Raw genomic sequence first — 13,913 nt, 5'->3', positions numbered from 1 at the left:
CGGGAAAACCAGTCAAGGTTCGCCAGGATGGAACTGCTTCAGGTAGCCGACGCGGTCGCCCGCGAGAAGAACATCGACAAGGAGCACGTGCTCGAGGCCATGGAAGAGGCCATCAAGAAGGCCGGCCGCTCCAAGTACGGGCATGAGCACGACATCCGCGCCCGCATCGACCGGAAGACCGGCGACATCCAGCTGACCCGCTACCTGGAGGTGGTGGAGACGGTGGAGAACGAGGCCACGCAGGTGGACCTGGCCAAGGCCAAGCGGAAGAACCCGGCCGCCAAGGTCGGCGACTTCCTGGTGGACACGCTGCCGCCCATCGATTTCGGCCGCATCGCAGCCCAGACCGCCAAGCAGGTCATCGTGCAGAAGGTGCGCGAGGCGGAGCGCGAGCGCCAGTTCAACGAGTACAAGGACCGCAAGGGCGAGATCGTCAACGGCCTGGTCAAGCGGGTCGAGTACGGCAACGTCACCGTCGACCTTGGCCGGGCGGAGGCGATCCTGCGCCGGGACGAGTGCCTGCCGCGTGAGCACTTCAAGACCGGCGACCGCGTGCGCGCCCTGATCTATGACGTACGCAGCGAGCCGCGCGGGCCGCAGATCTTCCTGAGCCGCACCCATGGCGACTTCATGCGCGGCCTGTTCCGCCAGGAGGTGCCGGAGATCTATGATGGCATCATCGAGATCAAGTCGGTGGCCCGCGACCCCGGTTCCCGCGCCAAGATCGCCGTCATCTCCAAGGACAGCAGCATCGATCCCGTCGGCGCCTGCGTCGGCATGCGCGGCAGCCGCGTCCAGGCCGTGGTGGGCGAGCTGCAGGGCGAGAAGATCGACATCATCCCCTGGCGCCCGGACCCGGCCACCTTCGTGGTGAACGCCCTGGCCCCGGCCGAGGTGGCGAAGGTCGTGCTGGACGAGGAGACCGGCAAGATCGAGGTGGTGGTGCCCGACGACCAGCTGTCGCTGGCCATCGGCCGCCGCGGCCAGAACGTCCGGCTGGCATCCCAGCTCACCGGCTGGACCATCGACATCCTGACCGAGGCCGAGGAGCGCGAGCGTCGGCAGAGCGAGGTCTCGACCCGCACGCAGATGTTCATGGAAGCCCTGGACGTGGACGACATGATCGCCCATCTGCTGGTCAACGAGGGCTTCAGCTCCGTGGAGGAGATCGCCTTCGTCGACCTGGGTGAGCTGACGGCTATCGACGCCTTCGACGAGGATGTCGCCGCGGAGCTTCAGAACCGCGCCCAGGCCTACCTGGAGCAGCAGAACGAGATCCTGGACGGCAAGCGCCGGGAACTGGGTGTCACCGAGGAGGTGGCGGCCATCGAGGCGCTGACGCCGGCCATGCTGGTGAAGCTGGGCGAGAAGGGCGTGAAGACCCTGGACGACCTGGCCGACCTGGCAGGCGACGAGCTGGTGGACATCGTCGGCAAGGACGAGATGGGCATGGACGTGGCCAACGAGGTGATCATGGCCGCCCGCGCCCACTGGTTCGAGGACGGGGCCGGGGCCTGAGGCCCCGGGCCGGGACGGGGAGGTGCCCATGGCGCCCGACCCTTCCACCCCGCCCCCGGGCCCGCCCCTCCTGCCGGAGGTGCTGGAGCCGGAGGCGATGGCCGATGAGCCGGAGTCCCCGGCCGGGAAGCGGAGCCCGCTCAGGCGGTGCGTCGCTTCCGGCCGGGTACAGGAAAAGGACCGGATGGTCCGCTTCGTCATCTCCCCCGAGGGCACGGTCGTGCCCGACGTGGAGGAAACCCTGCCCGGACGTGGGCTGTGGTTGACGGCGGACCCCGCCATGGTTGAAAAGGCCCTGTCGAAGGGCCTGTTCTCCAAGGCGGCCCGACGGGCGGTCAAGGCGGACCCCGGGCTGCTGGCGATGGTACGCCAGCTTGTCCGGCGGAGGGCCCTGGAGTTGGTGGGGTTGGCCCGGAAGGGCGGCGGCGCCATCGCGGGGTTCGAGAAGGTGCAGGCGTCGCTCCGGTCAGGCCTGATGGGCCGCCCCGGGGCCGGTGCCAAGCCGGTGGGGATTTGGCTGGAGGCGCGGGACGGGTCGGCCGATGGCCGGTCCAAGCTGCGTCCTTTGGCTTTGGCGCGTCAGGTGCCGCTGGTCGATCGTTTCGACCGGGCGGAACTGGGGCCGGCCCTGGGACGGGAAGACGCGGTTCACGCGGTGTTGGCGGCCGGTCCGCTGGCGCAGCGCCTGCTCCGCGAGGTTGAACGGATGGCGGCGCTTGAAGGTATGGGTCCCGTTGCGCAGGGCCCGGACGAGGGATCGGATTTCGGATGAGCGATACCAACGACCAGAACCGCGACAAGAAAGTACTGAGCCTGGGTGGTCGCCCCACGCTGGCGCTGGGCGGGGCGAAGAAGCCCGCCGGCCAGCCCCCGCCGGGGGCGGACAGGGAGTCGTGCGGCAGCAGTTCTCGCACGGCCGGGGCAAGGATGTGGCGGTCGAGGTCAAGCCGGCCAAGCGCATCATCAACAAGGCCGCCGTGCCCGGCGTGGCCGATGGCGGTGCCGCGGCCCGCGCCGCGGCCCAGGGCCTGCGCGGCCAGCCCGGCCGTGGCGGCCTGGCCGGCCGGCAGTTGAGCGACGCGGAGCGGGACACCCGCCTGCGCGCCTTGGCCCTGGCCGAGGAGGAGCGCAAGCGCCGCGCCCTGAGCGAGGCGGAGGAGCGTGAGCTGGCCCGCCTGCGGGCCGAGCAGGAGGCTGCCGAGCAGGAGGCCGCGGAGGCTGCCGCCGCCGAGGCCGCGGAAGCCGCCGCCGCCGAGATCGCCGCCCAGCCCATGGATGAGGCATCGGTCCGCCAGCGGGAGCTGGAGGAGCTGCGCCGCATCCAGGAGGCCGAGAAGGCCGCCGCCGCCGAGGCCGAGCGCCGCCGCAAGGAGGCCGAGGACGCCCGCAAGGCGGAGGAGGCCCGCAAGGCCGACGCCGCCGCCCCACGCCGTCCCGCCGGTGCCACGGAGGACCGCGGCACGACCGCCCCGGTGGCCGCCCGCCCGGGCGTTGCCCCCACGGGCCGCGCCGCGGACGACGAGGACGAGGACAGCCCCCGCCGCAAGGCCGCCGGCCCCGGCAAGGCCGCCCCGAAGGCCCCCGCCCCCGCCGTCAAGGCCAAGGGCGGCGACAAGCGCCGCGGCGGCAAGCTGACCATCACCCAGGCGCTGTCCGAGGACGAGGGCCAGCGCGGCCGTTCGCTGGCCGCCGCCCGCCGCGCCCGTGAGCGTGAGCGGCTGCGCCAGTTCGGCCGGCAGGAGACGCAGAAGGTGACCCGCGACGTGACGATCCCCGAGGTCATCACGGTGGGTGACCTTGCCAACCGCATGGCCGAGCGCGGCGCCGACGTGATCAAGACGCTGATGCGCATGGGCGTGATGGCCACCATCACCCAGACCATCGACGCCGACACGGCCGAGCTGGTGGTGCAGGAGCTGGGCCACCGCCCGATCCGCGTGTCCGAGGCGGACGTGGAGATCGGCGTCGGCGGCGGCCAGGACCGGGCGGAGGACATGGTCCCCCGCGCGCCGGTGGTCACCGTCATGGGCCACGTCGACCACGGCAAGACCTCGCTGCTGGACGCCCTGCGCAAGACCGACGTCGCCAGCCGCGAGGCCGGCGGCATCACCCAGCACATCGGCGCCTACCAGGTGCAGCTGGAAAGCGGCTCCCGCATCACCTTCATCGACACGCCGGGCCACGCCGCCTTCACGGAGATGCGTGCCCGCGGCGCCAACGTCACCGACGTGGTCATCCTGGTGGTGGCGGCGGACGACGGCGTGATGCCGCAGACCGCCGAGGCCATCAAGCACGCCAAGGCGGCGAAGGTGCCGATCATCGTCGCCATCAACAAGTGCGACCTGCCGGCCGCCAAGCCGGACCGCGTCCGCAACGAGCTGCTGCAGCACGACCTGGTGGTCGAGGCGTTGGGCGGCGACGTGCTGGACGTGGAGGTCTCCGCCAAGACCGGGCTGAACCTGGACAGGCTGGAGGAGAGCATCATCCTCCAGGCCGAGATCCTGGAGCTGAAGGCCAACCCCGGTCGTACCGCCGAGGGCGTGGTGGTCGAGGCGAAGCTGGACAAGGGCCGCGGCCCGGTGGCCACCGTGCTGGTGAAGCGCGGCACGCTGAAGGTGGGCGACATCGTCGTCGCCGGCAGCGAGTGGGGCCGCGTCCGCGCCCTGGTCAACGACCGCGGCGCCACGGTGCCCCAGGCGGAGCCCGCCACCCCGGTGGAGGTGCTGGGCCTGAACGGCGTGCCGCTGGCCGGCGAGGACATGGTCGTCGTCGAGACCGAGGCGAAGGCCCGCGAGGTGACCGAGTACCGCCAGCGCAAGAAGCGCGAGGCGGAGGCCGCCAAGCAGGGTCGCGGGTCGCTGGAGCAGATGTTCAAGCAGATCCAGGCCGGCGAGGCCAAGGAACTGCCGATCGTCATCAAGGGCGACGTGCAGGGCTCCGTGGAAGCCATCGCCGGTGCCCTGGAGAAGCTGACGGCCGAGAACACCGAGGTGAAGGTCCGGGTGCTGATGTCCGGCGTGGGCGCCATCACCGAGAGCGACATCACCCTGGCGAACGCGTCCAAGGGCCTGGTGGTGGGCTTCAACGTCCGCGCCAACCCGCAGGCCCGCGACATGGCCAAGCGCGATGCCGTGGAGATCCGGTACTACTCGATCATCTACGACATCATCGACGACGTGAAGCAGATGCTGACCGGCATGCTGGCCCCGTCGCTGCGTGAAAAGTTCCTGGGCAACGCGCAGATCCTGCAGGTCTTCAACATCACGAAGGTCGGCAAGGTCGCCGGCTGCCGCGTGACCGAGGGCATCGTGAAGCGCGGCGCCAAGGTCCGCCTGCTGCGCGACAACGTGGTCATCCACGAGGGCACGCTGAAGACCCTGAAGCGCGTCAAGGACGAGGTGAAGGAGGTCCGCGAGGGCTTCGAGTGCGGCATGGCCTTCGAGAACTACGAAGACATCCGCGAAGGCGACGTCATCGAGGCCTTCGAGATGGAGGAGGTCGCCCGGGTCCTGTAAGCCCTGGCCAGACCAGTTCCAAAGTGTGGCGGCCGGCGTTATGCTCCCTTGCGGGCATAACGCCGGCCGTTTCTTTTCCAGGAGCCGCCATGCCGGGCCACATCGACCTCAGGAGCGCCACCGCCGAGTTGCGGGCCCTTGTGGAGCGCGCGCGCGACGGTGAGGAGATCGTCTTCACCGAGGATGGGGAGCTGGTCGCCAAATTGGGCCCCGCCGATCACCCGTCGCACCCGGTTGCCTGGGAGGACCTGTCCAGGGAAGAGAAGGCAAGGCGCCGCAAGGAGTTGGTGGGCAGGTTCGCAGGGCAGGTGGACGTGGACGCGTTCGACGCGCCGTTGCCGGACGACATCCTGGACGCGATGAACGACCCGAAGATTTTCCCCACTGACCCGTGATCTGGCGATGGCGGGGCTGCTGCTCGACTCCCACACGGCCCTGTGGCTGGTCACCGCGCCTAGCCGCCTGTCACAGGCCGCGCTCGAGGCCTGCACGGACCCGGATGCCAGTGTCGTGCTGAGCGTGGCCAGCATCTGGGAGCTGGAGTACAAGGCGGCTCTGGGCAAGCTGACTTTGCCTACGGACATTTGGGATGCCTTGGTCGACTCTGGCGTGTCCGTCCTTCCCGTCCTGCGGAACCATGCGCTGCTGGCGGCCCACCTCCCCCTCCACCACCGTGACCCCTTCGATCGCATGCTGGTCGCCCAGGCCAGGGCGGAAGGGCTGGGATTGGTGACCGCGGACAGGCAGCTCTCCGCCTACAACATCCCCACCCTCTGGTGAGCAGGCAACACCGCCCTATCCCCCGCCGCCCGCTTGTGCTATCCACCCGCCCTTTCCAGACGTTCCTGGCGTAGGGGTCCCATCCCCCGTGCAGGGTCGAGGGGTTACAGGACATGTCGCGCAAGAATTCGGGCGGTTTCGCCGCCAAGGGGCCCAGCCAGCGCCAGCTGCGCGTGGGCGAGGAGATCCGGCACGCGTTGGCGGACATCTTCCGCCGGGGGGAGTTCCGCGACCCCGTGCTGATGGACCTTAACGTCACGGTGTCGGAGGTGCGGGTCAGCCCGGACCTGAAGAACGCCACGGCCTTCGTCATGCCGCTGGGCGGGCGCCAGCCGGAGCTGGTGGCCGCCCTGAACCGGGCCAGCGCCTTCCTGCGCAGCCAGGTGGCGGCAGAGGTGCGCCTGCCCCATGCGCCGCGCCTGAGCTTCCAGCTCGACACCAGCTTCGACTATGCCGACAAGATCGGCCGCATCCTGCACGACCCGCACGTGGCCCAGGATTTGGGTGCCGAGGCCGCCGAGGACGAGGACGTCCCGGACACCGAGGAGCTGGACGGCGAGGGCGTGCCCCTGGACCGGGAGGACCGGCTGGAGGACGGGGACGCTGACGAGTCCCGGGACGACCAGGGGGACGGCCGCCATGGCGCGTAGGCGCAAGGGGCGGCCGCTGGACGGCTGGCTGGTGCTGGACAAGCCCGGGACCATGACCAGCACCCAGGCCATGGCCAAGTGCCGCTGGCTGATGCAGGCGGAAAAGGCGGGCCATGGCGGCACGCTGGACCCGATCGCCACCGGCGTGCTGCCCATCGCCTTCGGTGAGGCGACGAAGACCGTCCAGTACGCCATGGACGGCAGCAAGACCTACCGGTTCCTGCTGCGCTTCGGTCAGGCCACGGACACGGACGACCGCGCCGGCCAGGTCATCGCCACCAGCGACCTGCGCCCGACGGATGAGCAGATCGAGGCGGCCCTGGAGGGCTTTCAGGGCTGGATCAGCCAGGTCCCGCCCCGCTACAGCGCCATCAAGGTGGAGGGCGAGCGCGCCTATGACCTGGCCCGCGAGGGGGCGGCGCTGGAGCTGAAGCCCCGCGAGGTGCGGGTGGACAGCTTCCTGCTGACCGGCCGCCCGGACGAGGACCATGCCTGGTTCGAGGTGGAGTGCGGCAAGGGCACCTACATGCGGTCCCTGGCCCGCGACCTGGCGGAGGCGCTGGGCACCGTGGGCCATGTGGCGGAGCTGCGCCGCCTGCGGGTGGGCCGCTTCACCCTGGCCGAGGCGGCGACCCTGGAGCAGTTGGAGCAGGCATCCCAGGCCGGCGACGCCGACCGCTTCCTGCTGCCGATCGAGACGGCCCTGGACCAGGTCCCCACCATCCCCCTGGCCGACCCGGAGGCCATGAAGCTGCGCCAGGGCCAGGCGGTGCTGCTGATGCGCCGAACGGACGTGGCCCGGCTGGACGCCATCCGCGCCACCCTGCCCGAGGGTGCCGAGGCGGTGGCGCTGGCCACCTGCGCCGGCCGCCCCGTGGCCCTGGTACGGGTGGAAGGCCCGGCCATCCAGCCGGTGCGGGTGCTGAACGTCTGAGTAAGGGGGCGGCCCACCGCGGCCGCCCCTGTCCTCCAGGTTAAGCCTTCTTCCCAGGGACCCTGGTCGCGTCGCTTATGGTGCGGCGGGCCTGGGCGATGGCGTCGGGGGTAGTTGCCGTGCCCTCCGCCACCTTGTCCGCCAGTTCCATCAGGGTCGGGCCGGTGACGGAACCGTTTTCCGCTTCCTCCCGCACATGGATGCCGCCGTCGCGGGCCGCCACCTCGTCCCAGGCGCGGCGCACGGCGGCCCAATAGGTGGCCGTCTTTTCCCAGTAGCCGTCGGCGGCGGCCACGGGATAGCCGTCGAACTTGGTATAGGTGTTCAGCACCACCTCATGCACGAAGGTGGCGGGCTTGCCGTCCTTCGGCCCCAGCTTGGCATTGTCCTGCTCATGCACCCAGCCGGTGGGCGTCAGGGCGTGGCGGTTGACGGCCAGGTAGCGGTCATAGGGCGGCTTGCGCACGGCGTCCCGGCGGGCTAACGGGCGCAGCCCCTCCCCGCTGGTCCAGCGCGGCACGCCAAGGTCATGGGTCCAGCGCCCCACCCCGCCATAGCGCGGGCTGTCGTCGGTCTGCCAGACAGTCTGGCTCCAGGCGCCCTCCCGGTTGGCCGCGCCCACCGGCACCACCGCCCAGCGGCCGCTGTCCTGGTAGGCCAGGACACTGGCGGGCTCCCACGCCCAGTCCTGGCGCCAATGCTTGATCACCACCGGCTTGCCGTCCTTCCCCTCCACCACCAGCAGGTGCTGGAGCATGATGGCAGTCCCTGTGTCGGCGATGACCCGCACCACCTCGTGCCCCCCACTCTGCTTCGGCGGGATGGGGGCGTAGTCCGGCAGGAAGGACACGGTCTCGCGGAAGTCGAAGCGCACCTTGTAGTCCCCGGCCATGGCCAGGATGGCCTGCCGGTCCTGTTGGAACTTGGCGCATTGCTCGGCGCGGACCGCCGTCGGGCAAACGGCGGTGTCGGCAGCCAGGGCGGCGGGGCCGCCCAGCAGCAGGGCGGCCGCCAGGGCAGCCCCGGCAAAGGTCTTTCGGTTCATCATGGTTTCCCCCTCGGTACAGTTTGTGCCTCCCCCGGCGGGGAGGGCCGGGTTCAGAAGCGGACGGTGACGGAGACGCTGGCGTTGCGGCCAGGCTGGCTGTAGGCGTCCTTGACGGCGGAGTTGGCGAGCACCCCGCGCACGTCGCTCCACCACCAGACCTTCTCGTCGAACAGGTTAAAGACACCGGCCCGCAGGGTCATGCGGTCGGACAGGGCCCAGAAGCCGGTCAGGTCCACCAGGGTGAAGGCCCCTGGCGTGAAGGGCAGTGAGGCCGAGGCGCACCCGGTGCCGCAGGCGGTGCGCGACAGGGCCTTGCCGGCGGAGCGGGTCACCGACAGCTCGCCCCCGAACCGGTCCGCCGGGTCCCGGTAGCTGACGCCCGCCACCAGCTTGGCCGGGTCCACGCTGTCCAGGGCGGCCTTAACCCCGTCCACCCGGGAATCGCCCTTGGCGTAGGACGCGGCGGCCACCAGGCCGAGCCCGTTGTCGGCGCGGTATTGCAGCTTCGCCTCCGCGCCGCGGATCTTCACCTTGCCCAGGTTGACGAACTGGAAGATGCCGGGGTCGGCGGGGGTCAGGGAACCGGAGACCTGGATTTGGTCGATGAAGTCGTCGTACCAGCCGGCGAAGGCCGTGGCGCTGGCGGTCCAGCCATCCTGGCGGGAGCGCACCCCGCCCTCCACGGTCTCGCTGGTTTCCGGCTTCAGGTCCGGGTTGGGCAGGGAGCGGTAGTTGAAGACCAGGTTCTCGAACCCGTTGTTCACCTGGGACGGGCTGGGCGCCTTGTAGCCGCGGGCATAGTTGGCGAACAGGCCCACCGACGGCGTCACCCAGTACAGCCCACCCAGCTTGGGCGACAGGTGCCAGTCGCTGGCCGTGGCCGTCGGGTAGGGATAGAGCGGGTCGCCGCCCTTCGGGTCCAGCCGGTAATAGTCCACCCGCAGGGCGGGGTAGAGGGTCAGCGCCCCGTCCAGGGCGGTCACCTCGTCCTGCACGTACAGCCCGCCCAGCACATAGTCCGTGTCCGGGAAGGGCTTGGCCGGGAACCGCTCCCCCACTGGGGCCACCACCCCGTCGCGCAAGCCTTCCTGCCGGGTAAGGGAAACATCGCCGCCATAGCTGAACCGGTGGGTCAGGCCGCTGCCCAGCACTTGGCTGTCGGCCTCGATACCCAGGCCCGTCACCGCATTCTCGAACCGGCTGTCGCGGACACGGTCAGCGGCGGTGTTGCGATCCTCCGCGGAATACTGCCGGACCTTGCCGTCCTGGTGGTAGGCGGTCCAGTGCAGCGTCTCCAGCACCGGCAGCCCGGCGGCGTAGAGGTGGTCGAAGCTCACCCGCGTGCGCTCCGTGTCGTCCCGGCCGGTCAGGCCGATGACGCTGGTCGCGGCCAGCGGCGGCTTGGCGATGGCGCTCAGCACCATACTGTCCACGTCCCGGTCCAGATGGTCCAGGGTCAGGCGGAAGCGGTGGGCGTCGGACGCCCGGAACACCAGCTTCGCCAGCACCGCGTCGGACGCCACCTCCTGAGGGTTGGCCTTGGTACGGTCGGTGTTGGCGGCGCCGTTGGTGCCCTTGGTCTCCTGCTCCTCCCCGTCGCGGCGGGCGTAGGCCAGCAGCGCCTCCCACCGCCCGCTGCGGCCGGCCACCAGGGCGCCCTTGGTCCAGCTGTCGTCGGCACCGGCATAGCCGAAGCGCACCTCCGCCGCCACGTCGTCGCCGTCCGCCAGCAGGTCGGCCGGGTCCTTGGTGACCAGGCTGACCGCCCCGGCCACCCCGTCGCTGCCATAGAGGGCAGAGGCGGGCCCGCGCAGAATCTCCACCGACTTCACCAGGCCCAAATCGGCGAAGTCGCCGCGGCCGGTGGCCTGGGGGCCGAAGCTGAACCCGTCAGGCACCCGCACCCCGTCCACGGTCAGCAGCACCCGGTTGCCTTCCAGCCCCCGGATGTTGAAGCCGCTGTTGCCGTCGCGGCCCGTGGAGGACCCGGCGGCGGTGAAGCGGGCGGGGCTGTTGCGCACGGACACGCCGGGCTCATACCGGACCAGGTCCTTGATGTCGGTGACCAGCCGGTCCTCGATCTGCCGCCCGGTGATGACGCTGACCGTGGCCGGGGCTTCCAGCACGTCCTTCTCCGTCCGGGTGGCGGTGACCGTCACCACGGGCGCCTCTGCCACCAGCGTGTCCGCCCCGGCCGGCGCGGGCGTGGTCGTCGGTTCGGCCGCCGCCGCGGCCAGGGGCAGGCAGGTGGCCATCAGCGGGATCGTCGCCCGCAGCATCGTCGCTGTCATCGTCTCTCTACCCGTCTCGGCGGGCCGTCCCGCGGCCCGTCCCGGCCAACCCCTCTAAATCGAATCGCAAATGCGAGTCAATCGCATTCGCAACCAGGTGGGGAGCATCCATCCCCGCCGGCCCCGCCCCTTTTACGGGGCATCACCCGCGGCGGGCGCAGGGGCATCCTGCCCGCGCACAGCCGCGAATCCCCTTGACCCCCGCGGGAATCCGGAGCATCTACCGCCCACCGAACGACGCCTGCGACCGTTCGGGACCGTGCTGGACGACATCCCGGCCCGGCCCCGCGGACCGTGGGCGCGCACCCATTTCCGGCCCAGACTTGGCCGGGGATGCCCCGTCAGGGGGGCGGAACCTCCGCCCGGCGCGCCTGTCGAAACCACCATTGACGGAGAAAGACGATGTCGATCACCGCGGAGCGCAAGCAGGCGCTCATCACCGAGTACAAGACCAACGAGACCGATACCGGCTCGCCCGAGGTACAGGTCGCGATCCTGACGGAGCGCATCCAGAACCTGACGGAGCACCTGAAGACCCACGCGAAGGATTTCCACTCCCGGCGTGGCCTGCTGGTGATGGTCGGCCAGCGCCGCCGGCTGCTGGACTACCTGAAGGCCAAGAACCAGGGCCGTTACGACACCCTGATCCAGCGCCTGGGCCTGCGCCGCTGAGGCGCGCCCGACCGCGACAAGCACAAGGGTGCCAGCCGCCGTGACGCCGAACCCGCTCCTCCCGCATCCCATGCCACCGGCCCAGCCGGCGGCACTGGCGGGAGGTGCCCCGGCCCGTGGCGGACCCATCGGCGCCCGACCTGCGGCGTGAGTGAGAACGGCCAGCCGGGACCCCTCCCGGCTGGCCGTTTCGTATCTGCCAGGAGGGGAACACACGCGGGGCCGCCGATCGGGCCCCGACCCGCCGCCCAATCCGGGGTGGTGCGGGTTTCGGATGGAAGGATAGACAGATGTTCAAGGTGTTCCGGAAGGAAATGGAGTGGGGCGGGCGCAAGCTCATCCTGGAGACCGGCAAGATCGCCCGTCAGGCCGACGGCGCCGTGATGGCGACCTATGGCGACACGGTGGTGCTGTGCACCGCCGTCGGCGCCAAGTCCCCGAAGCCGGGCGTGGACTTCTTCCCGCTGACGGTGAACTACCAGGAGAAGGCCTTCGCCGCGGGCAAGATCCCCGGCGGCTTCTTCAAGCGCGAGGGCCGTCCCACGGAGAAGGAGGTGCTGACCTCCCGCCTGATCGACCGCCCGATCCGCCCGCTGTTCGCCGACGGCTACCGGAACGAGACGCAGGTCGTCTGCACCGTGCTGAGCCATGACCTGGAGAACGACCCGGACATCGTGTCCATGATCGGCACCTCCGCGGCGCTGACCCTGTCCGGCCTGCCCTTCCTGGGCCCCATCGGCGCCGCCCGCGTCGGCTACAAGGATGGCCAGTACATCCTGAACCCCACCCGTGACCAGGTGGAGGAGTCGGACCTGGACCTGGTGGTCGCCGGCACGGTCGAAGGCGTGCTGATGGTGGAGTCCGAGGCGAAGGAGCTGCCCGAGGACGTGATGCTGGGCGCCGTCATGTTCGGCCACCAGAACTTCCAGCCGGTGATCGACCTGATCATCGAACTGGCGGAGATGTGCGCCAAGGAGCCCCGTGACGTTCCCCCGCCGGCCTATGACAAGGCCGTCGTCAAGGCCCGCATCAGCGAGGTGGTGGGCGAGGACGTGAAGGCCGCCTACGCCATCACCCTGAAGCAGGACCGCTACGCCGCCGTGGGCGCCGCCAAGGTGAAGGCGGTTGAGACGCTGGTGGCCGAGGGCCACGCCCCCGAGGCCGTCGCCACCATGTTCAAGGAGGTGGAGAGCGACATCCTCCGCGGCTCCGTGATCGAGACCGGCAAGCGCATCGACGGCCGCACCACCACCGACATCCGCCAGATCGTGGCGGAGGTGGGCGTGCTGCCCCGCAGCCACGGCTCGGCCCTGTTCACCCGCGGCGAGACCCAGGCCCTGGTGGTCGCCACCCTGGGCACCGCCCAGGACGAGCAGATCGTGGACGCGCTGGAAGGCGAGTACCGCGAGAACTTCATGCTGCACTACAACTTCCCCCCGTACAGCGTGGGTGAGGCGGGCCGCATGGGTTCCCCCGGCCGGCGTGAGATCGGCCACGGCAAGCTGGCCTGGCGCGCCATCCACCCGCTGCTGCCGTCCAAGGAGCAGTTTCCCTATACCCTGCGCATCGTGTCGGAGATCACGGAGTCGAACGGCTCCTCCTCCATGGCCACGGTGTGCGGCACCTCCCTGTCCCTGATGGACGCGGGCGCCCCCTGCCCCGCCCGGTCGCGGGCATCGCCATGGGCCTGATCAAGGAGGGCGACAAGTTCGCCGTCCTGTCGGACATCCTGGGCGACGAGGACCACCTCGGCGACATGGACTTCAAGGTGGCCGGCACCGAGAAGGGCGTGACCGCGCTGCAGATGGACATCAAGATCACCTCGATCACCGAGGAGATCATGAAGATCGCCCTGGACCAGGCCAAGGGTGGCCGCATCCACATCCTGGGCGAGATGAACAAGGCCCTGAACACGGCCCGTGAGCAGGTCAGCGGCAACGCCCCGCGCATCACCGTGATCAACATCCCCAAGGACAAGATCCGCGACGTGATCGGGTCCGGCGGCAAGGTGATCCGCGAGATCGTGGAGCAGACCGGCGCCAAGATCGACATCGAGGACGACGGCACCGTGAAGGTGGCGGCCGTGGACAGCAAGGCGTCCGACGCCGCCATCAAGTGGATCAAGGGCATCGTCGCCGAGCCGGAAGTGGGCGAGATCTACACCGGCAAGGTCGTGAAGGTCATGGAGTTCGGCGCCTTCGTGAACTTCCTGGGCGCCAAGGACGGCCTCGTCCACATCTCCGAGCTGAAGAACGAGCGCGTGGCCAAGGTCACCGACGTGGTGAAGCAGGGCGATGAGGTGAAGGTGAAGGTCCTGGGCTTCGACGACCGCGGCAAGGTGAAGCTGTCCATGAAGGTCGTGGACCAGGCCACCGGCGCCGACCTGTCCAAGAAGGCCGAGGCGACGGAGTAACTCCCGTTCCTTGTCCTGACGTACCAGAGGCCCGCCGGGGAAACCCGGCGGGCCTTTTGGCTTCTGGGGTGGACGGCAAGGGCCCGTTCCTT

The 13,913-nt window shown here is 70.2% G+C and carries 10 protein-coding genes and 1 pseudogene; 9 read left to right on the top strand and 2 right to left on the bottom strand.

Annotated elements, in window-relative coordinates; translation table 11 throughout:
• Positions 1 to 27 precede the first annotated feature (27 nt).
• The 7 genes from nusA to truB all read left to right on the top strand — a co-directional run bounded on the left by nusA (position 28) and on the right by truB (position 7,397).
• Positions 28 to 1,518, top strand: a complete 1,491-nt coding sequence (gene nusA / locus HHL28_RS00590) for a transcription termination factor NusA (protein ID WP_075771433.1) — start codon at positions 28 to 30, stop codon at positions 1,516 to 1,518.
• A gap of 28 nt (positions 1,519 to 1,546) precedes the next feature.
• On the top strand, positions 1,547 to 2,290 hold the full coding sequence (locus HHL28_RS00585) for an RNA-binding protein (protein WP_083699154.1): 744 nt from the start codon (positions 1,547 to 1,549) through the stop codon (positions 2,288 to 2,290).
• A gap of 157 nt (positions 2,291 to 2,447) precedes the next feature.
• Complete coding sequence (gene infB, locus HHL28_RS00580; protein WP_449687060.1) at positions 2,448 to 5,033, top strand: translation initiation factor IF-2; 2,586 nt, start codon at positions 2,448 to 2,450, stop codon at positions 5,031 to 5,033.
• Positions 5,034 to 5,122: 89 nt separating this feature from the next.
• On the top strand, positions 5,123 to 5,428 hold the full coding sequence (locus HHL28_RS00575; protein WP_075772869.1) for a type II toxin-antitoxin system Phd/YefM family antitoxin: 306 nt from the start codon (positions 5,123 to 5,125) through the stop codon (positions 5,426 to 5,428).
• Between the two features lie 7 nt (positions 5,429 to 5,435).
• Complete coding sequence (locus HHL28_RS00570) at positions 5,436 to 5,813, top strand: type II toxin-antitoxin system VapC family toxin (RefSeq protein ID WP_075772870.1); 378 nt, start codon at positions 5,436 to 5,438, stop codon at positions 5,811 to 5,813.
• Between the two features lie 113 nt (positions 5,814 to 5,926).
• Positions 5,927 to 6,463: a 30S ribosome-binding factor RbfA gene (gene rbfA / locus HHL28_RS00565; protein ID WP_075772871.1), complete on the top strand. Its 537-nt coding sequence runs from the start codon at positions 5,927 to 5,929 to the stop codon at positions 6,461 to 6,463.
• A complete protein-coding gene (gene truB / locus HHL28_RS00560) occupies positions 6,453 to 7,397 on the top strand; it encodes a tRNA pseudouridine(55) synthase TruB (protein ID WP_075772872.1) in 945 nt (314 codons plus the stop codon). The genes rbfA and truB overlap by 11 nt, the downstream gene beginning before the upstream one ends.
• Positions 7,398 to 7,437: 40 nt before the next feature.
• On the opposite strand, the gene HHL28_RS00555 is transcribed toward truB, so the two are convergent.
• Positions 7,438 to 8,445 carry a DUF6607 family protein gene (locus HHL28_RS00555; RefSeq protein ID WP_075772873.1) on the bottom strand — a complete coding sequence of 336 codons (1,008 nt, stop codon included), beginning with the start codon at positions 8,443 to 8,445 and terminating at the stop codon, positions 7,438 to 7,440.
• A 50-nt stretch (positions 8,446 to 8,495) separates the two neighbouring features.
• Positions 8,496 to 10,736: a TonB-dependent hemoglobin/transferrin/lactoferrin family receptor gene (locus tag HHL28_RS00550; RefSeq protein WP_404326170.1), complete on the bottom strand. Its 2,241-nt coding sequence runs from the start codon at positions 10,734 to 10,736 to the stop codon at positions 8,496 to 8,498.
• 402 nt (positions 10,737 to 11,138) lie between these two features.
• Between HHL28_RS00550 and rpsO the strand changes: the two genes are divergently transcribed.
• Both rpsO and pnp read left to right on the top strand, forming a co-directional pair.
• Positions 11,139 to 11,408, top strand: coding sequence for a 30S ribosomal protein S15 (gene rpsO, locus HHL28_RS00545; protein WP_075772875.1), 270 nt, complete (start codon positions 11,139 to 11,141; stop codon positions 11,406 to 11,408).
• A 290-nt stretch (positions 11,409 to 11,698) separates the two neighbouring features.
• Positions 11,699 to 13,821 (top strand): annotated as a pseudogene (gene pnp, locus HHL28_RS00540) (polyribonucleotide nucleotidyltransferase).
• Positions 13,822 to 13,913: the final 92 nt, after the last annotated feature.

Origin of the sequence: Aerophototrophica crusticola, from assembly GCF_012913305.1 — a bacterium.
Lineage (GTDB): Bacteria > Pseudomonadota > Alphaproteobacteria > Azospirillales > Azospirillaceae > Niveispirillum > Niveispirillum crusticola.
Note: the sequence above shows the minus strand (reverse complement) of the source record. Positions and strands in the feature narration are given on the sequence as shown.